Below are 25307 nucleotides of genomic sequence, written 5' to 3'. Positions count from 1 at the left end.
AATACTATGATTCCAACGGCATTCATGAGTCAAAAAGACGGATTAAAGAACTCACTTCCGGTAAGGAATATCTACCGCCTGGGAAACAGGGTTGTTCTCCGCGCTCTCCTGCGCTTTTCCCTCAACCCCTTGGATCCAGTCGGCAATGTCAATCGAAACCCTGCGGCCTGAATCAACATGAAGATGAAGTCCGTCAAGATAGACATATTCCGAACCTTTTCCACTTAAGTCCAGAAAGCCCTTACTTTCGGCGATCACGGGTCCCAATTTTTCATCGAAGTCAGGCATCGCCTCGTCTTCAATGCTTTTCATCTCTGGATGCACCGGGAGCCTGACAATGTAGACATCTCCCCGTGTTTTCAGATAATTAACCATTTCGAGCAGAGAGTGCAACCTTACCGAGGAAAATCGATACTCCTTCAAATGCCTTTCGCGGTAACTCTTCAGCTTTCCCTGAGTCCTAAGCCGCACACCCTCGGGGCTCATATCAATTCTCGCCTCCAACCATCCGTCCTCATGAAGTTGTGTCCTTCGATCTGGAAAAATGATTGATCTGAAGTCACCCTTCTTGTTCTTCCAGAGATACTCGATATTTGGATCTTGATCAACACGACCGACATTTCCGAGGCATAGATCGTTTTCAGGAAATGTGGTCAGGTCTTCCGGATCCTCCGATCGGCTTGAAATCGACCAGGGATCCACCGTAAGGATGAACACTCCTCGATCTCCATTTTCTACAAGCTTTTTCTTCACACTTTCCAAGTAGACCGGACCGTAGGAACTGTGATGCAGCGTGAACGAGTAGTTGAAAATCTTCAGTCCAAGCCGCTCACTAAACACTTCAGGCTGGAGACCTTGAGCTGCTTTTGAGGTACCCAGAATGAGGGAATGTTGTCTGGGAGTGGTCAATCTAAGGTAGTATGGATCTGTAAAGCCGTCCGCCCGCAGGAAGAGTCCATAGAGGGACACAGCCACAAGAAGCACGAATAATACACTTTTCAATAGAAACAGCCTCATGGTATCTCAGAACTGAAAATAGATGAACTCCTGCCGGGCGACTCCGAAGACAATGATCGAAATCGCTATGATGTAGCAAGACACCCATCGAAGCGTTGACCTCGCAACCGGTGCGAATCGATCACCGAGCTCTGCCAGAGCGAAACGACCGCTGCGACCAATCCACTCGACAATAATCAGGACCCCGAGCAATGCCAAAGTGGTCTTGGCTGCACTTCCACCAGCAAAGTCAGGCTTGCTAAGCAGGGAAGGGGAAAAAATTCCGCTGATGTATTGGAAAGCGTGAGTGAGGTTCTCTGCACGGAAAAATATCCAACCCAACAACACCAGGCCAAAGGTCGTCGCCATGCCAGTAAGCTCACGAAAACAGGGAAGCATCCGATCCTTCGCAACAATTTCCAGATGCGTCCTGTTGCGTTTCGCCAAGAGCAGTGGAAGGAAATAGAGTGCATTCAGCGCTCCCCAGACAATGAAGGTCCAATTCGCTCCATGCCAGAGACCGCTGACCACAAACACGATCATCACGTTCCTGACATTCATACCCAGACTTCCACGGCTACCTCCCAGCGGGATATAGAGGTAATCCCTGAACCAGGTTGATAGGGAAATGTGCCAACGTCGCCAGAATTCAGCGATGTCCCTTGAAAAATAGGGATAAGCAAAGTTACATTTAAGATCGAATCCGAATAGCCTCGATGTGCCAATCGCAATATCTGAATAGCCGGAGAAATCACCATAGATCTGGAAGGCAAAAAATACCGCGCCAAGCACCAAGGTGCTCCCTGATGCATCAGCAGAGTTTGCGAATATTACGTCGACGTGTCTCGCGCAGTTGTCGGCAATCACCACTTTCTTGAAGAGCCCCCACAGAATCTGGCGGGACCCGTCCATCGCCCAATGGTAGGAAAAGACCCTTTCACTCCTGAACTGTGGAAGAAGATGACTTGCGCGCTCGATTGGACCCGCAACCAATTGGGGAAAAAAGCTGACGAAGGCCGCGAACTGGACGAAATCCCCACTCGGTTCGATCTTCCTTCGATAGAGATCAATTGAATAGCTGAGAGTTTGAAATGTATAGAAGCTGATACCTACCGGGAGAACGATCCCCAGCGAGCGATAGTCAATCTGGTAACCAAAGAATGTGAATGCTTCAACAAAGCTCCCGGCAAAAAAATCGAAATATTTGAAGAACCCCAGCAATCCGAGGTTAACACAAAGGCTTACGGCAAGCAGGAGTTTGCGTTTTTTTTGACTCTCTACTTTTGCAAATCCTCTTCCAACACAGTAGTCGACAACAGTACTGAAGAGTAGCAATGAAAGGAAGCGCCAGTCCCACCAGCCGTAGAAGACGTAGCTGGCAACGACGATCAGCAGATTTTGAAGTCGCAGACTCCGATTACCGATGATCCAGTAAACCGCGAAGATGACCGGTAGAAAGATCGCGAAGTCGATGGAGTTAAAAAGCATCGCTATTCAGGGGGTGGAGTTTGCGTCTTCAGTGCATGGCATCGGCTCAAGCCCTTGCCGAAACTGCGCGATAGGCCTGGGCCAAGCTCTCTCCAGCCGCCGACCACGTGATCTCCTCCGCTGTTTCCAGCGATCGCTTCCGCATAGTGGCAAGCAACTCTCTGTTTTGACTCAGTTCCCGAAGCTGTTCGGTCAGCAGCTCCTTGCTACGGATCGGATGAAGAAATGCGTCGTAGCCATGACGACAGGGAGCTCCAGAGTTCTCCGAAACCAGCAGAACACATCCGCTCCCCCGCGCTTCGTAGGTCACGAGCGCACTACCTTCCTCGACCGAAGGGAGAATAAATACATCGCTGTTGCGCATCAATTCGGGAAGATCGCTGCGATGACCCATGACCTTCACGCTTGGGTGAGAGAGCCACTTCGAAAGTTTCTCGGCGTAGCCGGGGACAAATTGACCGCAGATTCTAAATTCCCCCAACTCACAGGCACCAGAATCGTGCCAAGCTTCAAGGGCATAGTGCAGTCCCTTTCTCGGTTCGCAAACGCCGGCGTAGATGGCAGTAAACTTTCCATCACGCAAACCCTCTTTTCGGTCCCGGGGCCGAAAGCGGGACTCGTCGAACCCATACTGATGGCGCAAGATGCGATCCACCGAGAATCCCTTTTCAGTAAAGGTTCGAGCCACGAATTCGGAAGGACAGAGAAGATAGTCCGACTCTTCGTACTCGGCTTCTTCCCGCTTGAGACTCGCCGGATTCAGCTCGTGGTCGTGCCCGGGCGGAAGTTTGATGCCAATCCGCCGACACTCCTCCTCGACGATTTCGAATGCAAATCGTATGTGGGCGTTGATACGCTCGACCATTACAGGTATTCCAAGTGACTTGGCCACCCTGATCGTGCGGAGGGAAGCCAACGGCCACGCATGGATCAAATCGACGCTGTTGGGATTTCGACGGAGCCAATTCGCTACCCGCCGGTCATGGATCTCGCAGGCACCGGAACGGCCGAGCAGCTTGTATGGAATCCGGAACTTCCCGATGGCGAGGGTACGATGCACTTTGACCAAATCGGGAAGCGGTCTCGCGACAGAACCCGTGAAAACCCGCATTTCCATGCCAGCTCTCGCTGCACCGGCAACCTGATGCCACGCCGTAGTACAGATTCGCTCAGCTCCGATTTTGAACGGAAAGCTATAGAGCACCCGAATGCGACCCAACGATTCATTGTTCAACTCCCGCATCTTCGAATCGTTCTTTTCTGATCCACAAATGCCACGAACCGCAGGTGAGTCCCCATTTGAGGAGGACGCCAAATCCCGGCGGGCTTGCCCGACAGATTGCGCAAATTCAATGACTTCAATCCCTGTTCGCCCTTGTGCCATTCAAAGGCACCACCTCCTCAAGGATCAATCCTTCGTAGCCCTTCTGGCGGGCTCAGGAGTGCAGATCCTAGCTCGAAGCCGCCATACATTGTCTCCAGGCCAATATTCGTCCAAAGCGCGACATTTGAGAGGCTTGAAATGCTAGCCTGTGGCGATCGAAAACGATAGCCTTCAGCAATGCTCACAGGAGCTCCCCCATCGACGGAAATCGTTGCTGAATAGCTGCTGGAAGCAACGTCCACGTTGAAATTGATGGCATAGGTTTTGCCCGCGGAGTAGATGAAATCATTCACTGCCTTATAACCATCGAAGTCATAGGCGTCCACCCTCCCATCAGGATTGAATCTCACGATTGCCGCAAGCTGGGTAAACCAGTCCACCGTGCCATCTGCCAATCCGACAAGTGAGTCGGAAATCGAATTGTCTGGAGTGGCACTCACGAAATAGGAAAATCTGCTGCTCTGCGGGGTCTCCAATGGAATATTGGACCAACTCCAGTCTGCGGAACTGATCTCCCCAATCCGGTATGATGCCTGAGCGATTGATGAGCTCTCGCTTCCGGGTTTGGCCACGATGGCCTTGATCACGGTATTTGAAGAGACCTCGATTGGCACACCGGGAGTGAAGACCGCACTAGCAGTCGTTGGTATTGAACCATCGGTCGTATAGTGGATGCTGCTACCAGAAGAGCTGCTGGATAGTGACACGAACTGATTTTCGAAGTAGCTCCCCGCCAGGGGCGAGAAGTTCGGCGGGGCAAGCAGACCAACGGAGTATTCACTGGTCCTGATCGTCGAGCTGGTTTCGCCCTCTTTGTAAGCGATCGCCTTGAGCGTCGTTAGCCCGGCAGGCAGCGGGATACTTCCCCCGTAGAGGGTGCCGTTGGTATCGCTCGGATTCGAGCCATCGGTAGTGTATCGGATCTGCGCGCCGGCCGTCGCCGAACTGATGCTAACATTGACTGATGTTTCAAAGATCCCTCCGGCAGGGCTCAACAAGGGTGCCGCGACCCGCCCAGACTCGTCTGGAATGCTGCCAAAATAGGCGTTCCACATCTCGCGGGTGAAAAGGGGAACCCCGTTCTTCGTTCCATCGGCAGGCTGATCACCCGTCCGGGTCCAGGGTTCGAATTGATCGATAATGTATTCGAAGTAGGCTTCATGATTCCACAAAGCCCGATCGCCCATTAGACTCAGAATTAATACAGTCCCCATGTTCGATGAGCCATTCATCGACCGGTAGCCGTTTCCCCATCCACCCGGTTCGTCCCCATCTCTGGCACTGAATGCCTGGGCTTTCCAAGCTGGCTTGCCCAACGAAGAAGGCCCATAGGCGTCGTGCTTGTCAATTGCCGCCTGATCTATGTAAAAATGCTGCTGGTCTTCTTGAAATCTGCCGTAGTCAGCCTTGCGGCTCGAGTTGTTTGAACCCCACACATCGTTGATGTAATAATCCGTATCAACCCGCTCGAGAATCTCCTGAGCGCCCAGCGCCTTTCCGGCGATGTAGAGGGTGATCTTTCGGCCGAAGCGATGACCACCATCCGCGTCCCAGCGATAACCTTCGAGAAGACCACCATAGACGTCAATGCCACGCTGCACCAATTCGATCAGGAGCGCCTCCTTCTGCTGGTCGGTGTAGTCGAGATTCAGGGCGAGAGCAGCCTGATTGTGGACTTTGGCCACCTCGCGACCATAGCGTGGGGCACTACCCACCTTTTGCTGGGTGCTGCTGTTCGCACCTCCGCGACCACGCAAATCGAGATACACTTCTTTGACACGATCGCCGACGAGTTCCATGGGCGACACCGAATTGGGTGTAGGTGCAAGATCACGGAACACATCGAAATTCAGCTGACTCTTGTTGTAGAGCGGCTTGGCACTGCCGAAATAGGGCGGCCTGAAAGACCCGGCCGGGGGGGCTTGATCCAAAACAGTAAGAACCGCAGCGAGTTCCCACGCGTAGTCAGCTCCGGATCCATAGTCGTTGTTGCCGATCGTAGAGATGACGGAAGACCCTGGCTGCACCACATACGGCAGATTCGCTCCGATGTTTCTCGATGCGACATAGCCGGCTCCAGCAGCTACCTTGTCAACCAGTCCATGCGTCTGACCATCGGGATCATCAGGATTGATCATTGTCCCACCATTCGAGTTTCTCCAACCTGGTGAAATGTTCGTCATGGTAATGGGTCCGACAACCCACCACTCACCATTGGCGAAGGTTCCAACTTGCCGGTCTTCCGCCCAAGTCCAAGTGATTGAACCATAATTCGCTGTCGAGTGAGTAACGGTTCTCTCACCTAGAGCGATCCCAAAAGAGCCCAGAACGGCACTCAGGAATAAAATGCTTCGCGAAAGAGACTTGAAGGAACGAGACTTGGTGAACATGGTTGAAAATTTTTTTGTGATTGAGTAAAGAGGAGTGCTTTCTGATCAGGTGCTATCCTTCCAGAGTCCGTCTTTCTTCCGAGCGGAGTCTATAGCCCCATTTTCAGCGAGTGGCGAATGCCGTTAGGCGAAATCAACTAAGTAAGAACACTAGTATCCAGGGCCGACAGACTCGGGTCGTCTTCAAATCCATACGATTCATCCTCCAGTTTTCTCAATTTAGTGAAGTTAATCATAAATGCATCCAAAGTATCAATCGGTAAATTTACTGACGATTTCCAGATTTGGCCAGCAATCTGGCCCTCGATGTGATTTCGGACGGCACTACCTCAGGGGCTAATCCCCCTTTTGAGCTCTCTCAAATGAACCAAAGTCTCAGGTTTCAAGGGCTTTCTGAGTGAAAGCCGTTCTTTGCCTTTCGAGAAGCCGTCGATCATCGCCCGGAAATAGGAACCCAAGTGGCGATTTGCAGTCGCTCGGAGAAACTGGAATCCTACTCTGGGGATCAGATAGCAAATCGCATGCCCTAGGGGATAGCAGGAGAGGGCAAGGAGGATCTGATTTCGAGGTTTGTAGTAAAGTTGCACCTTGCTCCGTCCGTCAGCCTTACCCTCGTGATGAAGAACCTTGAGGTCCGGGCAGTGAAGAATTCCACCCCCATTGTCGAGCATGCGGAATGCCAATTCCACCTCCTCGTAGTGCATGTAAAGGTATTCAGGATAGAGCCCTGCCTTGATCATCGCTTCCTTCCGGAAGGCGTATCCCGTCCCGCTGAAATAGTCGGTGAGGAAGCTTTTTCCCGCGTGGGTTTCAACCGGAACCGGGTGCCACCAGCGCTCAACATCCTCTGAAACCCCGTCCGGCTTGAGTATCCTGAACGCTAGCCCTGTGACTTTAGGATGGCTCGAAAGGGTTTGCTCAACGCGCGCCAGTAGTCGCGGATCCTCAATACTGACGTCGCTGTCCAGTCCGACGATTATTTCCCCTTTTGCAGCCATGACTCCGCGGTTGCGGGTCACGCAGGGACCCCCATTCTCCTCGTTGACCAGAAGGTGCACCTGAGGGAAAGCTTGCTGAATGGCATCGACAGAATCGTCGGTCGAACAGTCGTCGACAACGATCACCTCGAATTCGGCATCCTTCTGCGAATACACATCCTTCAGAAGACGGAGGATACAGTCGCGGCGATTGTAGGAAGGTATGACGACACTGATCATGGCAATCCAAGAATTTGGCAATCAGGTCGTCGAACCTCCAACTGCCTCATAACCGCACAGCCACTCCCTCCGCTTCTCCCAAACCGTCTTCCAGCGATCGGCGGTGCTACCCTTCGTTGAAGAGCCTCGGATTCCGGTGAGGAAAGCACGTAATCCCGCTCCAGTGGCCAGGAAAAAGAGGCCAGCCCGCTGAGCCAAGCCCTTCCAGTGAGTTCTCACGAGACTGGCCTTTCCACGATAGAGGAGAAGCGTCTTGTGAACCGGCGTCTCGGAAGACATGCCCACCTCATGGATCAGCTCCGCCTCAGGACAAATGACAGGTGAATAGCCTTTCAGCCGGGCACGCATCGAAAGATCAGCATCCTCGCCATACATGAAGTAGCGGGTGTCCAAGCCATTAAGCTCGTCCCACACCTCCCGCTGCGCCAAGAGGAAACATCCTGTCACAACCCCAACCTCACGAACGGTGTCGCGTTGCCACGAGCCCATCGATTCCGGGTCGAGAAAACGATTCCTTGGCGCTAGCGTCGTCAAGCCAAAGGCAAAAAGGAACATGCTCCACAGGGTTGGCGTTCCCCAGCAACATGATGGCTCAAGGTCACCCTCCGGTGTGAGCGTGCGCCCTCCGTAAAGCCCGTGCTGGGGACGGTCCCTCGCGAAGGCCACAACCTTGTCGATCGCATTTCGAACGATCACCGTATCTGGATTGAGAAGGAGAACATACTCGGCATTGGAGTTCTCGACACCGAGATTGACTCCGCCGGCGAAGCCAAGGTTCTTGCCTGGCAGCACCAGCTTCACCTGAGGAAAGCGTTCACGAAGAAGAGCCACCGTGCCGTCTTTTGAGTCATTATCGACGACGACGACCTCTTGGCTGACCGAAGCGCACTCGGCGAATACACTCTCTAAGCAGGCACCAATCTCCTTCTCGGAGTTGTAGGTTACAATGATGACGGCGACGTCTGATTTCATTTTTCTGGGGGTTGGGAGGACTCCTGCCGCACTCCAACTGGACGAGCAGGGATACCGACAGCAATACTGCCGGCGGGAAGATCTCGGGTCACAACAGCACCGGCTCCAACGATGCATCCATCGCCAATATTGGTGCCAGCAGTCACAACGACACCAGTGCCAAGCCAAACGTCACTCCCGATCACCACGTCGATCTCTTTCTTCGCTTGCTCGCGGAAAGGAATCCCGGCGACAAATCGATAATCGGAGGCAGTGATGAAAACTCCCGGGGCTAAGGACACGCGGTTTCCGATCTGAATCCGGCCGGTCGAATCTCCTGCCCAAAGGTAGCATCGCTCACCGATGTGACAGTTGTCGCCAACCACGATCCTCTCGCCGTTGCGAAATGAAACATTCGGAGCAATACCCGAACCTCCACCAATCCGCATCTTGCTGCGCGGCCTAACGTGGCTGTATCCGAAATAGTGGATCAATCGAACCAAATGGAGGTAGGACCGAGGATCACAAAGTGACGCGACCAGTCCTGTCAGCTTGGAAGATGCCATGGGATTCTAAAGGGAAACTTGGGATCCGCGACTACCCTGGAACTATGAGCCAGAGCGAATAAAGCCGCGCAACCCTTCAATGAGGTCACTCCCGGCAAATGGGGAAATCCTGTCCTTCACCATCAAGGTGTCGATCTGATCCAGACACTGGCTCAGTTCCTCCTCGTCAAAAGCTACATTGACCTTGCCAAGGTCCTTCATTCTTCGAGCTGTCGCTAGCTGATGCTCGTTACGTTGCTCTCCCAAACTGGCTTTCTTCGGCATTACCAGAATCGGTTTGCCGAAATGAAGCGCGGAAAGAATGGTCCCCATCCCGGCATGACCGATGATCACATCAGCTTCGGTAAAGCGCTTCTTGAATTCAGCTGGATCGAGCATGGTTGCGAAGGGCATCGCTGACGGCTCCCACCCTCCCTTGCCGATCTGGGCGAAGACATCGGTCCTCCCGGTTCTTGCCACCCAGGCATCCACCACTCGGACCATTCGATCAAAGGGCGAGTCAGTTCCTACAGTTACAAAGATCATAGAACACTTCCAAAACACTTCGGTCCTTTTTCATCCGCAAGGTGCGGCCACTGCGTCAACCAAAGATCCACACTCCCACCGACCTTCTGTCCCGACATCGAAAGTTCCTCAGCATTGGCGACGCTGTCGAGCCAGACGGTTCTTACTCGAAGAATCTTCCCCAGGCGAACGGCGAAAAACCCTGGCGCGGCTCCTGTGGAAATCACAATGTCTGGCCTCTCTGAGATCATGAGACGAAGGATCGACCAAGCGGAGCGAATCAGGTCTAGCTTATTGGAGCGATTCGCGTCAACGATGAGTCTGAATTCAGCCCCTTCCACCTCCGGTCGATAACCTTCGCTGACCGTGGCATATACGACGTTACAGCCCTCGAAGGCGGGGCGAAGCCTGAGCAACTGAACCCAATGCCCACCACCTGAGGAGAGCGCCAGAATTTTTGGAACCTTGTCGGACATCTCTGAACACGTTCAATGAGCACCCTTACCGAGCAACACGGCCGGTATCGTCTTTAGTAGGATCTTGAAATCGAGCCAAAGAGACCAGTTCTCAACATACTCCTTATCCATACTCATCCATTCTTCGAAACTGGTATCGCTCCGGCCACTGATCTGCCAAACGCATGTGATTCCCGGTTTGACGGACAAACGGCGGCGAAACAGCCACTCATACTTCGAAACTTCATTGGGTAGAGGAGGCCGCGGACCAACAAGACTCATCTCGCCTTTCAAGACATTGAACAATTGGGGCAGCTCATCAATGCTGGTCTTCCGAATGAACTTCCCGATCTTCGTGACCCGCGGATCGTTCTCCATCTTGAATGCAGGCCCGTCCACTTCGTTGAGGTGCTGCAGCTCGCTCTTACGTGCGTCCGCGTCTTTCACCATGGAGCGAAACTTATACAGCTGAAACCGACGCTGATTCATTCCTACCCGGTCTTGAGAGAAAAATACGGGGCCGGGGCTTGTCATCTTGATGACGATAGAGACGACAAGGAAGAGTGGCGAAAGGACGACCAACCCGACCAAAGAAGCCGAAAAGTCGATCAATCTTTTCAGGAGCAGTTGAAACAAAAGCTGCTCGCGGAAAAAGGTCACGACGACTTCTTCATCGAACTCTTCAACGTGGAACTTCTTCAATAGATCGACCTCGGCAAGGTCCGGCACGATCCGTAAGACGATCCCGAGATCACGGGCTTCCTTGAGAATTGATGAGACCGTTCTGAACTTCGACTCCACGGAAAGACAGACTAGTATTTCATCAACTTGTTTGGTTTCAAGCAGCGCCCTAAGGTCGTCAATTCGGCCGATCAACTCCGTCGATTTTCTCTGTTTCTCCCATTCAGCTTCGGGCTCACCGCTCTCGGCAACAAATCCAACTAACTTATATCCGAGTTCATGACTTTTCTCGATTCGCTCAGCAAATTCAGCAGATCGACTGTTGGCCCCGATGATCAGCAAGTGACGGTAATTGAAGCCGGAACGTCGGGCGGTGGTCACCACCCAGCGCAGGGCGATTCGCGTGAGGACTCCGCCAATCGTCACGGCTCCCCAGAACAGAGCAATACTTACCGGACTCGTGCCTCGAATCGAAAAAACGGCGCTGATTAGTAGAAACCAGAAAGTCGAGACGGTCGTCGCTTTTACAATATCTTGCAGCTGAGTCTTGAGACGAACCAATCGATCCGCGCGATATTTCACGAACCAATCAAAAATCCCGAGCCAACCCAGTGTCAGCAACAGGATCCCAAAAGCATCCAGAAAACGATTGAACCCCGCAATAGGAGCACTTGCCACCCTTCCCTTTTCATCGGGGAAGAAATAGACAATCAGCGCCGCGGCTCCGATCAGCATGAACTGATCCAGAAGTCGCATGGACCTGATTAACAACTTGTGACGAAGACGAATCATGAATTGATCTCTTGGAGCCCACGGCTCCGGGGGTTACTGGCGTTGATCTTGCCCGTTGATCTTTTGGCCTGGAACCATTCGGCAAGATCCTTAGCGAGGGGATTCCAGTACTCTCCAGCGTATCGATCCTCGATGTGGGTCAGAAACTCTTCAATAAATCTAACCGGATAGTGATACGAATCCGTCTCACCTTTGCATTCGAAATCGATGTAATCCGGGTGAATATTGATGAGAGCCATTCCACCGTTTTCAGCAATCCAATCCAGTTTCTTGATCCAAATATCAGGACTCTCCTCCCTCAAGAGGAGAAAGATCGTAGAGTCTTGCGGCAGGGTATAAGGAAGCTCGACGTATCCCTCATCTTTCTGCTCGTCAGAGCTTGAAATAAAGAACGGAAAAATTGTGCCGCATCCGTTTGGCTGTGGCTCGAAGGGATCCGTGTCGAAGGTTGACGAATCATATTTAATTTCCAATTCGTGGAGCCACGTGAGACGTCGAAGCATGAATGCAGAACGAAATCCGCTTGCATTCCACTCTTTCAAATATGAGTTAATACGCTTGGCCTTGTTGGGGAAATTGGTTCTCGATTCATAGAGGCGACCATCGTGTTTGAGATCATGGACGCCCACTTCGAAGCCGGAATCAACCAGCCAGGACCTAAGATCTTCTGAAACCCGATAGTCACCCTCGGGCACGAAGCAATAGGAGGAGCGGAATCCGAAAACTTGCTCAAGCTCGGCTAGTTTCCGGACCTTTGAGAGCCCTTCCTCGCTTTCAATGTCGTGAGTCACTACGAGAGCAAACCTTTTACCCTCCGGCCAACCGCTCCAATCTGACGGGAGGCTCTTCGAGCTTTCGTCGACCGGCCATGTATCGCGATTTGCAATCCTTACCCTCTTCGCCAATTGTCGGCGAATACTCCATCGCACGACTTTCGGTAGAAAGGGCTTCAAGCGATAGTAGAGACGCGTTTGCAGCGACTCGCCCTCATCTTTGATCAGTTCCATTTCTGGTTGAGTCTTTGAAGAGGCTGAGATTCGCCCAGCTGTCGGCGCGCCGGACGATCACGCCGCCCCTTCAACCCAGCTCGGAGCATGGGTTTGCGCCTTGTTGTAGACGCAGGAGACATCAGCCCGGCCGCTCTCCAGTTGCTTGTAGCCCCATTGCAGACGCTCCTTGGTTGTCTTCTGGGCGTCGAGAACAAGAAGCACCTTATCCATGAGTCCCGCCATGGCCTGGGTTGGACTGGTCGGATCCACTGGGGGCATATCAAAAATGATATAGTCGAAATCACTTGCCGTCAGATAGGGCATGAGCTCGTTCAGCTTCGTTGGAGCAAGTGATTCGCCTGTTCTTCCTCCCCTGCGGGTCGGGGCACTCGCAAAGTAGAGAGACCGTGAGCTGCGATGGAAGCCTTCACTTCTTGAGACTTGCAAGGCCTTGACGAGGGAATCCGTTGGCTTGCTGGTAATGCGCGCCCCGCTTGATGGCGGGTTGAGATCGACGAGAAGTACCTTGCGGCCGTCAGTCTCGGCGAACGCCTTGGCCAGCCCGGCAGCAACGGTTGAAGTTCCCGCTCCGGCGGTCAGTCCAGTGACAGCGACCAGCTTCGGCTTGTGATTGATGTTGTTGACCTCAAAATTGAAAATCACGCGATCCCGAATGGCGCTGGTATAGGGAACAATGAAGTGCTCTTGCTCATGATTGACGCTCTCGATCGCGGCGGTCGAGGGAACGGGCGGCAGGATGACATCTCCGGCATCGCCTAAGAGCTCAAGCCCGGGTTCCCGCCCGATGAGTTTCGAAATTCCGTCTTTCGCCCGAACCAGCGGAATCGACATCATCAGTGGCAATTGGAGCCTTGTCTCGATCTCGATTGGACGGGTCACCTTCCGGTCGATCACCATCTCCAGCAGGAACGCGATCCCAAGTCCGAGCGCCAGACCTACTCCCGCCACTCCCATGATCATCTTGAGAGACTCCTCATCGATCGACTTTATCGGTGGAGTCGGGCTCTGGATGATCTTGATGTTCGGCATCTTTGAGGGGTCCAGGGCCTCGGTGATTTTAGCTTGCTCGAGACTGGACTGGAAAAGGCGATACTTCTGTTCCTCTTCGGTCCTGCGGAAATCAAGTTCCTGGAGTTTGAAGCTCAAGGCGGACAAGCGTGCGACCTCATCGGACAAACCCGCTTCTTGCTCCTTGATGCTCTTCAGTTTGGCGGTGAGAGCAGACAGAATCGCCCGCTCCTGTTCGAGACTTTGGACCGGAGCCTGAGCCTGCGTTCCGTTTCTCGTCGTCATTCGGGTGGCGAGCTCAGGATACTTGGCGGAAAGCTCGATGCGCTTCTGCCGGACCTCTCTGATCTGCCGATCAAGCGATGCAACCATTGGGGCTCCGGGCTTCACCTTGAGAAGGAGCTCGTTGCGCTTTTGCTGGAGCATGTCGAGCCGATCCTGAAGATCCTGCATTTCTGCCAGCGCAGCTACCCGGAGTCGGTCGGCCGCGAGTTGCTGCTCATCAGGCTCGGCGGCAATATCAAGTGTTCCATCAATCGGAAGAGCTGCAGGGATCCCCTCTTCGAGTTCCTGAACCCGAGCCGTCTGGGCCGCAAGCTCGGACTCAACCGCACCGAGGGTGTCTCGGATGAACTGTCTCCGCGACTCAAACTCCGCCATCGTGGCACCGATTGTCAGGACACCGGACTCGGACTTGATCCGATTGATCTCCGCCTCGGTCTCCCGGAGTGTCGCCAGGGCGATGTCTGCCTTCTTTGCATACTCGGCGAAAGCTTCGGGCGAACGGTGATAGTTCAAGTGCTTGATGAAGTAGGTGTCGATGGTTTTCTCAAGAACCTCAACTGCCAGATCCGGGTCGGAATGACGATAACTCAAGTAGAGCATGTCCGAAGAATTTTTCCTACCGACAGAAGGAATCTTGACGGTAAGCCCGCCACTGACAACGCCCGCTGCATCCTCGGCTGTGACCGGCCTTCCTGCTTCCGGAAGCAGCACCTCGGGCCCGACCTCGCTCGCAACTGCTATCGCGGTATCCCGACTGGTTAGAATTTCAACTTCCGTTGCAAGGCCTCCACTCCGAATCTGTGCATCGGAATTGGGCAAGGTTTCCACAAAGTAACGAATGTTCACCTTGGCTGTGGATTCGAAGGTAGGATTTTGAACCACCTTGTAGTACATCAATCCGGCTGCGAAAAAACCAGCGAACGTGAAGAGGATAATCTTCCACTTGTGCTTGAAGATGACATATAAAATGTCGTGAAGTCCAAATCCGCTTGTGGCGGGCTTCTCATTTGCAGATTTCATACTTTTTGGGGGAGTTTGAGCTTAATCGAGATGGGGATAGATAAACCTTCCCGCGATTCGATTGAACGTATTCGGGAGGTAACCAAAAATCAACGGATGGCCTTCCTTGGGATTCGACCTCGATGCGACCCATTCAGAGGGAAGCGACTGGAATCGATGATACTCGAGGCGGGCGCTCTCACCCGCCCATGATTCCTTGAATTGTTTCAGGCCTTTGTCATGAACGGAAGTCCGACCGAAATCCAGCAAATGGCATCCTTGGGCAACGAGACCTTCGATCGCTTTCCACATGACAAGATGATTGGGTCGAAGTCCCCAATAACGTTTGATCGAAGCTCCAAATTTGTAGAGCGCCCGGCGGCCCGAAAAGAAGAAGACACCTCCCGCAACGGGATTACCCCCTAAGGAAGCAAGAACGATGATTCCCAATCCTTGATCCAGGACGTGTCGTTTGATCGCCCTGAAGAAGGATATGGGCTGGGGCGGTAATCCATGGCGGCGTCGCGTCTGGCAGTGAAGCTTGTAAAAGGCATCCAACAAACCAGCCCCTGCGCCGACATTCGCCACCATCTCAGATGCCAACGCCTTTCGAATTGCTCTGCGGGTCGCTGGTTTCACGCGGTCTTTCACACGATCCAAACCACCTCGAAGGTCCAACTGATGCTGCTCGTACGGTCTGAATACCGGAAGAACGCCCGACCTTGCCAGATTCCCGCGAACCTCCACATACTTCCAGGATCTCTCTCGGGCGATGCGGCAAAGAACTGAGCCAATTTCCGGGGCTTCCCCGACACTTGCCGAGATCGGCCCGGCAAAATCTGAAAAGGGAAGAGAGATGCCTCGACGCCCGGTCACGAAGCTCTCGACTTCCATCAAAGGCACAAACGAGGACTGCTGGTCAGCCAAATCAATTTGCAGGTAGAAAGGTCGATGGCCGTAGGTCTCCGCCAGGACCTTCGCCCACGCAGAGCGATGAAATATCGTGCAACCCTCAAGCCCCGCTGTCTTTTCATCCCAGATGTCTCCCTTCAGGGGGTCGATCATGTGAATACCGCACTCTCCGAGGCGATTTCGCGACGGATTGCTGACGGCCTTTGGGGAGGAAACCATCGGTGGGGGGGAGTTTAGGGAGAGCGGAAATCAGCGAGTCATTTCACTTACTTTGTGACGCAATGTAGATTTTCGCTCAGTTCAGTCAAGCGCTCAATTTGACCGAGCAGAACTCTTCCAGTGACTGGACGACCGCCTGAATCGAAGACGCTGATAGTTCAGGATACACGGGCAATGAAACGAAGGAAGTGGCGCAGGCCTCAGCGACAGGGAACGATCCGCGTCCGTTCGAAAACTTGGCGTAGGCTGGTTGGAGGTGAATCGGCACTGGATAATGGATTCCGTAGCCGATTCCCATCGAAGCGAAGTGCATGATCAGATTGTCCCGCTGAGAACAGCGAACCGCATAGATGTGGTGCACGTGCTCCTCGGGATCCCTTACGGATGGCAACTGAAGATCGGGAAAATCCGAGAGTGCTTCGGAATAGTGCTGAGCATGAATCCGCCGGCGCTCGTTGTACCTCGTCAAATTCGGAAGCTTGACCTTCAAGACTGCTGCCTGAATCGCATCCATTCGGCAATTCCATCCGATGGCCTCATGCTCGTACTTTCTGCGCTGGCCGTGCTCCCGGAGCAGGCGAACCTTTGCATCCAGATCGGGGTCGTTCGTCACCACGGCTCCTGCCTCGCCCAGCGCTCCGAGGTTTTTTCCGGGGTAGAAACTGAAGCACCCTGCAAGTCCGTGACTTCCAGCAGGTCTGTCCTTGTAGGCTGCACCATGAGCCTGAGCCGCATCTTCGATTACAGGGATACCATAAGCCTCGGCAATTTGCAGTATCGGCCTCATCTCAGCCATCTGGCCAAAAAGGTGAACAGGAATGATCGCCTTGGTTCGAGATGTCAGCACCGCCTCCAAACCTGACGGATCCATCGTAAAGCGGTCTTCGGAAATATCGACAAAGACAGGCTTTGCGCCCGTCCGGCAAATGGCCTCGACGGTGGCGACAAAGGTCATCGGAACCGTGACAACCTCATCACCAGGCCCAATTCCAAGGGCCTCAAGAACCAGCCAAAGCGCGTCGGTACCGCTGCCTACCCCGGCTGCAAATCGGGTTCCACATGATTTGGCGAAGGATTCCTCGAAGGAATCAACCTCAGGGCCCCCAGCAAAGATGCCTGAGTTGATCACACCGTCAATCGCGGCAACGATCTCATCCCTCAATGGAGCGTGATGAGCATCAAGACTGAAAAATGGCACCTTCATACACCTACTTAATCAGACTTGCGAAGAACCCGGGCAGGATTACCCACAACAGTAGCTCCGGCAGGAACATCTCGTGTCACAACGCTACCCGCGCCAACCATCGCTCCTTCTCCGATTGTGATCCCACCCATCAGTGTCGAGCCGGAACCAATCGATGCCCTGTCCTCCACGACGGTGTTTTCGCAGATCCAATCACCCTCACCCTTCAAATTTCCCTGATCGTTGAGAGCTCCCGGGTGGCGATCATTAATGAAGACGACGCCATGACCGATAAAAACGCCGCTTCCCACAATCACTCCTTCGCAAATGAAGGTATGACTGGAGATCTTGCACTTGGCCCCGATCCTGACCCCCTTCTGAATCTCGACAAAAGTGCCGACCTTCGTTTCATCGCCAATCTCACAACCATAAAGATTTACGAAATCGCAGACCTTTACGTTGTCTCCGAGAATCACATCATCGGAGATAAGACGTCGGGACTGGAGGGGGTCGGCGCTCATGCCCGTTTCTGGAAACTTCAGGACTATTCAGGGAATCGCTTGGAAGATCATCGAGGCTCATCGCACTGCCGCCTGCGGCCAGTGATCGGTCGCACGCTTCCAGGATCCTCACAATCTCACGGCCCTTGATCCCACAGCTCAATGGCGGGGCACCCGTCCGAATGCTCTGAAGGAAGTGTTCACAAACCGCGCGCAGAGGTTCCCGTTGTTCAATCCTCGGCAGGTAGCTGTCACCGTAGTGATAAGCATACTGGAATTCCCCGAATGAGTCGTAATGAGGCGGGCTCTCAACGCAGGAATCGTAGATCCGCAGCTTCTCCATCGGCTCGATGTCGTTGTAGACAATCATCTTCTTGCTGCCGACGATGCTCATCTCACGAACCTTCCGAGGTTCGATCCAGCTGTTTTGAATCGTAGCAAACTGGCCCCCGGGAAAGACGAGGGAAAGATTCGAGACATCCTCAACACCTTTCGACAGATGGGCCTGACCCTGACAGTTCACCTGATCAGGAACTTGCCCGAGCAGGTGCAGGATAATCGACAGGTCATGCGGAGCAAGGTCCCAGGTGACGTTGATGTCCCGCTGGAACAAGCCGAGATTAAGACGCCGACTGTTGATGTAGTGGATATCTCCGAGTTCTCCTGACCTGATGAACTCCGCAATCATCTGCACGGGTGCAGAGTAGAGAAAGGTGTGTCCGACCATTAATGTCAGATTGCGAGACGCCGCGAGCTCGATCAACTCGGTGCATTCGGCTGTCGAAGTCGCCAGGGGCTTTTCAACCAGAACATGCTTGCCAGCTTCGAGCGCTTTTTTGGCCAGGCTGTAATGCTGGCCTACCGGAGTCGCAACAACGACAGCATCCAGTTCCGAGCCTTCGAGCATCTCATCGAGATCCTCAAAAAGCGGGACTTCCGGGTGCAGACCACTGATACTTGCCAGACGCTTGGGATCGAGATCACAAAGCCCCTTGAGCCGACAACCTGTCAGCTGCGCAAGGTTGCGAGCCAGATTCGGCCCCCAATAACCGAGGCCGACGACACCGATGAAGATTCCTCGACTCATGATTCCTTCGAGTGATTCAGCTCTATCGAGTGCGGCCTGAAACCGACGAACGAGGGAAACGAAGTCCCCTTGACGTCACGGATCGATTTCCCATTCGAGCGAGGCGCTTATCGAAGCAGAGTCGTATTTGATGCGCGACGGCAAGAGGAGTTCTCGCCAGCACGTAAAGGTCTTTCAGAAGTGATCGCTGCTCAACATACTCGCCGTCCATTTTCACCATCTGGCGGAAGGTAGCCGTGTCGTCGCATCTCACCTGCCAAACGCCGGTGATACCTGGAACCACTGAAAACCGCTTGGACTGATCGGCATCATAGAGTTCAAATTCTCTCGCGACGCATGGTCGCGGACCGACGAGACTCATCTCACCCCGAATCACGTTGAGCACTTGGGGAAGTTCATCAAGTCCGGTCGCACGAAGGAAACAGCCCCCGAAAATGAGGCGCTTGTCGCCGATTTGGTCGAGTTTGGTCATCGACTGATTCGACAGTATCAGTTTCTCAACATGAGCTTCATGCTCACGCGTTCCGGACTGGAACTGCATGCTACGAAACTTGTAGATGGTGAAGGGCTTACCACCCTGACCGATTCGCGTTTGCCGGAAAATCACCGGCCCGCGCGAAACAACCCTGATCCAGCAGGCCACGAGCATTCCCAATACCAATAGCAGAGGGAACACCAAAAGGATGAATCCCAAGTCCAAGCGCCTTTTCCAGCCAGGATTCGGGATCGAGTCGATTTCCGGCTCGGTGGAGGAAGCTTCCTGAGTCGAACCGCCAAACCTGTGGTTCCGAACTCGTGGAGCTCTTGTCGGACTAGGTCCCCGGCTTGGACCCGGGTCAGGATGGAGGGATCTTTGGCGAATACGTCGCCGGGCAGTTGTTTTCATCGGGGGGTGGGGGTGGGGGGTGGGGGAGTGCTGCGTGAAAAGGGCATGACCCCTTTCCAAAAAGCCTAGTGGAGATCAATCGGCTGAAATCTCACTGTGGGGGCTGTCGGTTCCTCTCGACGGTCGTTTCCGACCATGCGCCAAGGATTTTCCGTTCCCTTGGAGAGATCGAAGCATAAATTGAGTTGCGAGTCAAGCTGCCGCCCTTGGTCGAATGGGCACCAGGGGGAGGTGAACAAAACCAGTCTTTGGAAAATCGGGCCGCGCGGAGGCGAACACGAATGGGTGGGAGCCTCTGATTTACCGGAACCTCGCTGCGAGGAGACCAATAGGTCGGGGGGACTCCCTATGTCAGGGGAGGGCATTGATTTATTTAACCTTTCGGTAATACGTGGATTTCCATAATAAACGAACCTTCCAGATTCAAGGCTATTCTTAGCATTCGGGATACCAAGAGTAAGTATTCCACTGGCGGCCATTTTTCATACGGAACTCGTGGCGAGAATGCCTGACTGGCAGCTCATTGACCACTACGTGATGACGGGGTTGGGGGGTGGGAGGGAGGGACTTGGGAGGGAGGGTCAGAAACTAGTTCCCCATGAGCAGGATAGGACCCATTTGGACCAATTAGCCTGACCAGTGCTTTCCTGGTAGAAAAGAGACGTCGAAAATGTGATTCGTTCCGAAATGAACGGGCGACCGTAATTCACTCCCACTAGGTAATATGAGCCATTCTGGGTCACAACCCCGGGCACGAAACCAATCGATTGAAAGTCGGAAAAGCTGTAGGTCGCAACGAAGCCCAGGGAACCGACATCAAGCGAGCGCCGCAATCTCATGGCGATCTCCCAGTCGTTGATAATCAAACCGGCGGTGATCGGAGAAGGGATATTGGCGTAGGTGATGGAGCCATTCCATGTCCAGAGCGGGTTGATGACGTAGCTGAAATCGAGATTCCCCGAAATTCTCGCGGAGTCACCGGTCACTCCAAGGGAGTAGTTGACCTCGTCGACTCCGATCGAAGCTCGGAGGTTGAGCTTTTCCGTCGCAACGAAGCGGGCGTTCAAGCTTCCACCAATCCGGGTAACCTTGCCCGTATTGACAGAGTCAGTCACATTGAGATCCACAGTCGGGCCGATCGATAGTCGCTCGGTAGCCGCCCAGAAGCCTCCGAACCGGGCTGTTAAAAAGTCCGCCCCTTGTTCGCCCGGAGTCTCATAGGTCGAATAGGAACTACTCAGGCTTCCGAAAATCTCAGTCCGCGGTGCCAACTGGTAGCTCGCTCTCAAACCATAGCTCAGCAGGGATCCCTCGGAGAAACCATTGGTGAAGCGGTCGGGGGCAGATGACTGGGTGTAATCTAAAAACGCAGAGATCGACGTCCGGGAACCTGCGAAGCGGTAGTAGATCCCAGCGTTGTTGTTGAATCGGGCATTCTCGCTGTTGTTTTGAAAGATCTCGGGCTTGGGAGAATAATAGGCGGTAATCGAGTGCCTCGCCCCGCCCTCAGGGTCACTTGAGTAGAAGATGCCCGGATTGATCGAAAGGAAGATGTCGTCCTCCTGATTGACCGAGCTGAGATTGATGTTCGAATCGTAGGAAACGCCAACGGAAAGGTTGTATCCAATGACGCCCTTGAGTTGCCCTCCCAGGGTCGGATCGACCAGGGACGCCAGGTCGGCCGGAAGAATTCCGTCGTAGAAGTAACGATCTGCGGTTGCCAGACCTCGGGAGAAATCCTGAGCTGCAGCAGGTATACCAAGCATGTTTGACGCGACGAGCGACGCGCTCATCAACGAAAAGAATGCCCTCTTGGGGGGGAAAGAAGGACCCATACGGGCCTGCTTGTATCAAAAAAAATTTAAAAGGCAACCCTACGTGATGACGCCATGGATTGACGAATCCATCGAAGACGCAAATCTGATTCTCCACGGATTGGGCACCCGGATTGGAGTATCGATCCATAGCTCGGACTCTTGGATTGCAATACCGGAGGTTATCGTCCCCACTCCATCGAAGTGCCTTCCTTCCTGACCGCCCTTCGATTCTGGTGGAAACTCGGATGGATCAGCTTCGGTGGACCAGCCGGACAGATCGCCATCATGCACAAGGAGCTTGTCGAGGAGAAGCGCTGGCTTTCCGACGAACATTTCCTCCACGCGCTGAACTTCACCATGCTGCTTCCCGGCCCCGAGGCCCAGCAGCTCGCCACCTACCTCGGCTGGCGACTTCATGGCGCCAAAGGAGGCATCGCCGCCGGCGCGCTCTTCGTGCTCCCATCCGTCCTGATCCTTTTTGCCCTCTCCTGGCTCTACATGGCGGGCGGGCATCTCGACTGGGTCGCCGGGCTCTTTCACGGCCTCGTCCCCGCGGTCATCGCGATCGTCTTCTGCGCGGCGAAACGTATTGGCAGCAAGGCCCTTAAGACCCCCGCCCTGTGGGTCGTCGCGCTCTTTTCACTCATCGCCATCCGCTTTCTCGCCATCCCCTTCCCTCTCATCATCATCGGCGCAGGTCTGATCGGCTGGCTCGGTTCAAGGCGATATCCAACTCAGTTTCCCGCCGGAAAAGGGCACAAGGCCATATCTGACATCAAACCCGCGCTCATCCTTCCTCCCGCCCCCAAGGCCAGCTGGCCTCGCTCGCTCAGGATTTCCGCCGTCTGCCTCACCCTTTGGTGGCTCCCGGTGATCGCCCTGGGCCTCTCGCTTGGTTGGAAAAGCATCCATGCTCAGGAAGGAATCTTCTTCAGCAAGGCTGCCCTCGTCACCTTCGGTGGTGCCTATGCGGTCCTCCCCTACGTCGCCCAGCAAGCCGTCGAAACTCACGGCTGGCTGGACCAAGCCCAGATGATCGCTGGTCTCGGTCTCGCCGAGACCACCCCGGGACCGCTGATCATGGTCCTCCAATTCGTTGGCTTCGTCGGGGCATGGCAGAATCCGGGCGACTTCTCACCGCTCGCCTCGGCGACGCTCGGCGCGGCGATCACCACCTGGGTGACTTTCCTCCCCTGCTTTCTCTTCGTTTTCCTCGGGGCACCGCATGTCGAGGGTCTCGGCGAAAAGCCCGCCCTGTCTGCGACCCTGAACGCCATCACCGCCGCCGTCGTCGGGGTGATTCTCAACCTCGCCCTCTGGTTCACCTGGCACGCCTTCCAGCCCGAGGCCGGGCGCATCGACTATTTTGTCATCATTCTCGCGATCGCCGCGTGGTTCGCGATCGAGAAAATGAAACTCGATGTCCTTCCCCTCTTGGGAATCTGCGCCCTCCTCGGACTCGGCTATTCGTTTCTCTGAGGTCGATTAGTGATCACAAGTGCAGGCATATTCAGGATGCACGCAGCCGGGACAGTCCGAGAAGTCCACCGTGAGTCTCTCCGTCACGGTTTTCGCGTCCGGCGTCACCTTCACCTGAAGAATCAGCGGCACCTTCATCCCCTCAGGTAAGGCCACATCGGATACCAAGGCCCCTCCCACCTTCTCGAACTTGAAACGAGTCGGCTTTGAGCGCTCACCACCGGTCCCCGTCGCACTCTGTTCCGCGACTGCGATCGCCTTTCCGTCCTCATCGAGGAAAGTCAGCTTCAGCTTGCGATCTTCCATCACGAAAAATTCGACGTGAGGCTCCACGCTCGAGATCACCCGCCCCCCGTTCGGACCGGCCTTCTTTTCTTCAGCATGCAGCGCAGGAATCACCATCAAGGCACATGCCGCCATCATCGTATTCAGTGTTTTCATCATTATTGGTTTGGTTGTTAGGTTGAACTTCATCTCTCAAGAAAATTTTCACTGCGCCGCCTTCGACTTGAGCCGGATCGCCTTCAGCGCAGCCTTGCGACCGACCAGCCAGAACATCGCCGGCGTCACCGCCATATCCAGAAAGGTCGAAGAGATCAGACCGCCGACAATCACCACCGCCACCGGGTGGAGAATCTCTTTCCCCGGCTGATCGGCCGCGAGCACCAGCGGAATCAGTCCGATCCCGGCCGACAGGGCGGTCATCGTCACCGGCACCAGCCGTTCAAGCGTGCCACGCACCACCATCCTGCGGGTGAATCCCTCACCCTCGTGCTGCATCAGGTGCAGGTAGTGGGAAATCATCATGATCCCGTTACGCGCGGCCACACCACCGACGGCGATGAATCCCACCAGCGTGGCGATGCTGATGTTGTTCAGCTTGAAGTAGGTGAAAACCAGACCGCCCATCAGCGCGAGCGGAATGTTGACCAGCACCTGCAGCGCCAGCGACGAACTACGAAAGTAGCCGTAGAGCATCATGAACACCGCGACGAAGACCAACGCCGAATAGGCTAGAATCCTCCGCGTCGCTTCCTGCTGCGATTTGAACTCGCCCTCGAAGGTAATGAAGTAACCCTCCGGTCTCTCCACCTTCTCCATCACCTCCTCTTCCAAGCGCTGCGCCAGATTGGACACATCACGCACCGTCGGCTTGATCCCCAGTGCAAAACGTCGTTGCGCGTTCTCCCGAAAGATCACGTTCGGCCCCTTCGCTTCACGCACCTCGGCGATCTGCTCAAGTGGCACCCACTGCTTCTCGGAAACCTGAATCGGCATCTGCGCGATCTTCTCCGGGGTATCCCTCATTTCCAACGGCAGGCGGGTCACCAGATTGATCCGGCGCTGACCATCGAACAACTCCGCCACTTCCTTTCCTCCAACGAGGGTCGACAAATCGTCATTCAACTCGCCCGGCGAGATTCCGTAGGCAAGCGCGCGGCTCCGGTCGACCTCAACCCGCAGTTGGGGAATCGAGGACGCTTGGTCGAGCTTCGCATTGTCGAAGCCCGGAATCCCCTGCGCGATCTCCTGGATTTCCACACCGATCTCCCGGATCTTTTCAAGATCGGGGCCGAACACCTTCACCGCCACCGGTGCGGAGACCCCGCTGAGCATGTGGCCGATACGGTCGGCGAGCGGCCCGCTGACGACGGCAAACACCCCTGGCACCGTCTTCACCTTTGCGGAAATCTCGGCCAGCACCTCCTTGCGGGAACGCGCGTTCTCATCGTCCGCCGCATCGCGGAAATCCACATCAAACTCGGCAGTCGAAACCGGTACCACATGATCGCCACGCTCGGCTCGACCAAGCCGACGCCCAACTTGCCGGACTTCCGGAATCGACAAAATCTGCTGCTCGATCACATCAGAAATCCGGTTCATCTCCTCAAGCGAAGTTCCTGGAGCCGAGGTTGCGGCGACCAGCGCGGTCTCTTCCTCGAACTTCGGCAGGAAGTCCTTGTTCATCGCCGGATAGAGCGAAAAAGCCGCCATCAACATCCCAAAGGCCACCGCCAGCACCAGCAAGGGCCGGCTCAGTGCAAGTTTCAAAAGCGTATGCTCAAGGACCTTCTTCATCCAGCGCACCAGCCTGCCATCGCCGTGCTCACGATTCGCTTTGGGATGCAATAGGAGAGAGCAAAGTACGGGAATCACCGTAAGCGAAACCACGAACGACGCGATCATCGAAACAATGGTCGCAATCGCAATCGGCGCGAACAGCTTGCCCTCAACCCCCGTCAAACCCAGTAGCGGAAGGAACACCAGGATGATCAGCACCGTCGCGTAGAAAATCGAGTTTCTTACCTCACCGGAAGCCTTCGCAATCACTTCCAACCGCGGTCTTGGAACCGACCTCGCCGCGTTTTCCTTCAATCGCCGGAAGACGTTCTCCACATCGACAATCGCGTCATCCACCACCATCCCGATCGCGACCGCCAGACCACCCAGGGTCATCGAATTGACGCTGATGTCAAAACCCTTGAAAACAAGGAAGG

General features: G+C 54.4%; 21 protein-coding genes. 1 reads left to right on the top strand and 20 read right to left on the bottom strand.

Annotated elements, in window-relative coordinates; all coding sequences use genetic code 11:
• Positions 1-51 precede the first annotated feature (51 nt).
• The 18 genes from WBG04_RS16715 to WBG04_RS16630 form a co-directional block, all read right to left on the bottom strand.
• Positions 52-1017 (bottom strand): hypothetical protein, encoded by a 966-nt coding sequence (locus WBG04_RS16715; RefSeq protein WP_424315757.1) that lies wholly within the window; start codon positions 1015-1017, stop codon positions 52-54.
• Positions 1018-1023: 6 nt separating this feature from the next.
• Entirely contained in the window at positions 1024-2484 is a 1461-nt protein-coding gene (locus WBG04_RS16710; protein ID WP_424315754.1) for an MBOAT family O-acyltransferase, read from the bottom strand.
• A gap of 46 nt (positions 2485-2530) precedes the next feature.
• The gene (locus WBG04_RS16705; RefSeq protein WP_424315752.1) at positions 2531-3544 is read right to left on the bottom strand and encodes a glycosyltransferase family 4 protein; all 1014 of its coding nucleotides are present in this window, start codon (positions 3542-3544) and stop codon (positions 2531-2533) included.
• Positions 3545-3885: 341 nt separating this feature from the next.
• The gene (locus tag WBG04_RS16700; protein WP_424315750.1) at positions 3886-6051 is read right to left on the bottom strand and encodes a chitobiase/beta-hexosaminidase C-terminal domain-containing protein; all 2166 of its coding nucleotides are present in this window, start codon (positions 6049-6051) and stop codon (positions 3886-3888) included.
• Positions 6052-6587: 536 nt separating this feature from the next.
• The gene (locus tag WBG04_RS16695) at positions 6588-7475 is read right to left on the bottom strand and encodes a glycosyltransferase family 2 protein (protein ID WP_424315749.1); all 888 of its coding nucleotides are present in this window, start codon (positions 7473-7475) and stop codon (positions 6588-6590) included.
• Positions 7476-7496: 21 nt separating this feature from the next.
• Positions 7497-8447, bottom strand: a complete 951-nt coding sequence (locus WBG04_RS16690) for a glycosyltransferase family 2 protein (RefSeq protein WP_424315747.1) — start codon at positions 8445-8447, stop codon at positions 7497-7499.
• The gene (locus WBG04_RS16685) at positions 8444-8875 is read right to left on the bottom strand and encodes an acyltransferase (RefSeq protein WP_424315822.1); all 432 of its coding nucleotides are present in this window, start codon (positions 8873-8875) and stop codon (positions 8444-8446) included. Before WBG04_RS16685 ends, WBG04_RS16690 begins: the two co-directional genes overlap by 4 nt.
• Before the next feature lie 159 nt (positions 8876-9034).
• Positions 9035-9475, bottom strand: a complete 441-nt coding sequence (locus WBG04_RS16680; RefSeq protein ID WP_424315745.1) for a glycosyltransferase — start codon at positions 9473-9475, stop codon at positions 9035-9037.
• A 38-nt stretch (positions 9476-9513) separates the two neighbouring features.
• Positions 9514-9972, bottom strand: a complete 459-nt coding sequence (locus WBG04_RS16675) for a UDP-N-acetylglucosamine--LPS N-acetylglucosamine transferase (protein WP_424315743.1) — start codon at positions 9970-9972, stop codon at positions 9514-9516.
• A gap of 12 nt (positions 9973-9984) precedes the next feature.
• Positions 9985-11367: a sugar transferase gene (locus WBG04_RS16670; protein ID WP_424315740.1), complete on the bottom strand. Its 1383-nt coding sequence runs from the start codon at positions 11365-11367 to the stop codon at positions 9985-9987.
• 53 nt (positions 11368-11420) lie between these two features.
• Entirely contained in the window at positions 11421-12329 is a 909-nt protein-coding gene (locus tag WBG04_RS16665; protein ID WP_424315738.1) for a hypothetical protein, read from the bottom strand.
• A gap of 159 nt (positions 12330-12488) precedes the next feature.
• Positions 12489-14747 carry a GumC family protein gene (locus WBG04_RS16660; RefSeq protein ID WP_424315736.1) on the bottom strand — a complete coding sequence of 753 codons (2259 nt, stop codon included), beginning with the start codon at positions 14745-14747 and terminating at the stop codon, positions 12489-12491.
• Positions 14748-14768: 21 nt separating this feature from the next.
• The gene (locus WBG04_RS16655; RefSeq protein WP_424315734.1) at positions 14769-15857 is read right to left on the bottom strand and encodes a lipid II:glycine glycyltransferase FemX; all 1089 of its coding nucleotides are present in this window, start codon (positions 15855-15857) and stop codon (positions 14769-14771) included.
• An 85-nt stretch (positions 15858-15942) separates the two neighbouring features.
• Entirely contained in the window at positions 15943-17061 is a 1119-nt protein-coding gene (locus tag WBG04_RS16650; protein ID WP_424315732.1) for a DegT/DnrJ/EryC1/StrS family aminotransferase, read from the bottom strand.
• An 8-nt stretch (positions 17062-17069) separates the two neighbouring features.
• Positions 17070-17561: an acyltransferase gene (locus WBG04_RS16645; protein WP_424315730.1), complete on the bottom strand. Its 492-nt coding sequence runs from the start codon at positions 17559-17561 to the stop codon at positions 17070-17072.
• Positions 17518-18627: a Gfo/Idh/MocA family protein gene (locus WBG04_RS16640; protein ID WP_424315728.1), complete on the bottom strand. Its 1110-nt coding sequence runs from the start codon at positions 18625-18627 to the stop codon at positions 17518-17520. Before WBG04_RS16640 ends, WBG04_RS16645 begins: the two co-directional genes overlap by 44 nt.
• 22 nt (positions 18628-18649) lie before the next feature.
• Positions 18650-19513 (bottom strand): sugar transferase, encoded by an 864-nt coding sequence (locus tag WBG04_RS16635; protein ID WP_424315726.1) that lies wholly within the window; start codon positions 19511-19513, stop codon positions 18650-18652.
• Between the two features lie 581 nt (positions 19514-20094).
• Entirely contained in the window at positions 20095-21306 is a 1212-nt protein-coding gene (locus WBG04_RS16630; RefSeq protein WP_424315724.1) for a hypothetical protein, read from the bottom strand.
• 183 nt (positions 21307-21489) lie between these two features.
• Between WBG04_RS16630 and chrA the strand changes: the two genes are divergently transcribed.
• On the top strand, positions 21490-22809 hold the full coding sequence (gene chrA, locus WBG04_RS16625; protein ID WP_424315722.1) for a chromate efflux transporter: 1320 nt from the start codon (positions 21490-21492) through the stop codon (positions 22807-22809).
• Positions 22810-22815: 6 nt separating this feature from the next.
• Here chrA and WBG04_RS16620 read toward each other — a convergent pair whose 3' ends face one another.
• The gene (locus WBG04_RS16620) at positions 22816-23253 is read right to left on the bottom strand and encodes a hypothetical protein (RefSeq protein ID WP_424315720.1); all 438 of its coding nucleotides are present in this window, start codon (positions 23251-23253) and stop codon (positions 22816-22818) included.
• A 45-nt stretch (positions 23254-23298) separates the two neighbouring features.
• A partial coding sequence (locus tag WBG04_RS16615) for an efflux RND transporter permease subunit (protein ID WP_424315718.1) occupies positions 23299-25307 on the bottom strand: 2009 nt, incomplete at its 5' end.

The organism is Haloferula sp. (assembly GCF_049672945.1).
Lineage (GTDB): Bacteria > Verrucomicrobiota > Verrucomicrobiia > Verrucomicrobiales > Akkermansiaceae > Haloferula.
This window is presented reverse-complemented; position numbering and strand designations above follow the sequence as displayed.

Coding starts and splice junctions, on each gene's coding strand:
- WBG04_RS16715 (WP_424315757.1), bottom strand. CDS start 1,017: ATGAGGCTGTTTCTATTGAAAAGTGTATTATTCGTGCTTCTTGTGGCT.
- WBG04_RS16710 (WP_424315754.1), bottom strand. CDS start 2,484: ATGCTTTTTAACTCCATCGACTTCGCGATCTTTCTACCGGTCATCTTC.
- WBG04_RS16700 (WP_424315750.1), bottom strand. CDS start 6,051: ATGACGAACATTTCACCAGGTTGGAGAAACTCGAATGGTGGGACAATG.
- WBG04_RS16695 (WP_424315749.1), bottom strand. CDS start 7,475: ATGATCAGTGTCGTCATACCTTCCTACAATCGCCGCGACTGTATCCTC.
- WBG04_RS16690 (WP_424315747.1), bottom strand. CDS start 8,447: ATGAAATCAGACGTCGCCGTCATCATTGTAACCTACAACTCCGAGAAG.
- WBG04_RS16685 (WP_424315822.1), bottom strand. CDS start 8,875: ATGCGGATTGGTGGAGGTTCGGGTATTGCTCCGAATGTTTCATTTCGC.
- WBG04_RS16680 (WP_424315745.1), bottom strand. CDS start 9,475: ATGGTCCGAGTGGTGGATGCCTGGGTGGCAAGAACCGGGAGGACCGAT.
- WBG04_RS16675 (WP_424315743.1), bottom strand. CDS start 9,972: ATGTCCGACAAGGTTCCAAAAATTCTGGCGCTCTCCTCAGGTGGTGGG.
- WBG04_RS16670 (WP_424315740.1), bottom strand. CDS start 11,367: ATGCTGATCGGAGCCGCGGCGCTGATTGTCTATTTCTTCCCCGATGAA.
- WBG04_RS16660 (WP_424315736.1), bottom strand. CDS start 14,747: ATGAAATCTGCAAATGAGAAGCCCGCCACAAGCGGATTTGGACTTCAC.
- WBG04_RS16655 (WP_424315734.1), bottom strand. CDS start 15,857: ATGGTTTCCTCCCCAAAGGCCGTCAGCAATCCGTCGCGAAATCGCCTC.
- WBG04_RS16650 (WP_424315732.1), bottom strand. CDS start 17,061: ATGAAGGTGCCATTTTTCAGTCTTGATGCTCATCACGCTCCATTGAGG.
- WBG04_RS16645 (WP_424315730.1), bottom strand. CDS start 17,561: ATGAGCGCCGACCCCCTCCAGTCCCGACGTCTTATCTCCGATGATGTG.
- WBG04_RS16640 (WP_424315728.1), bottom strand. CDS start 18,627: ATGAGTCGAGGAATCTTCATCGGTGTCGTCGGCCTCGGTTATTGGGGG.
- WBG04_RS16635 (WP_424315726.1), bottom strand. CDS start 19,513: ATGAAAACAACTGCCCGGCGACGTATTCGCCAAAGATCCCTCCATCCT.
- WBG04_RS16630 (WP_424315724.1), bottom strand. CDS start 21,306: ATGAGCGCGTCGCTCGTCGCGTCAAACATGCTTGGTATACCTGCTGCA.
- WBG04_RS16620 (WP_424315720.1), bottom strand. CDS start 23,253: ATGATGAAAACACTGAATACGATGATGGCGGCATGTGCCTTGATGGTG.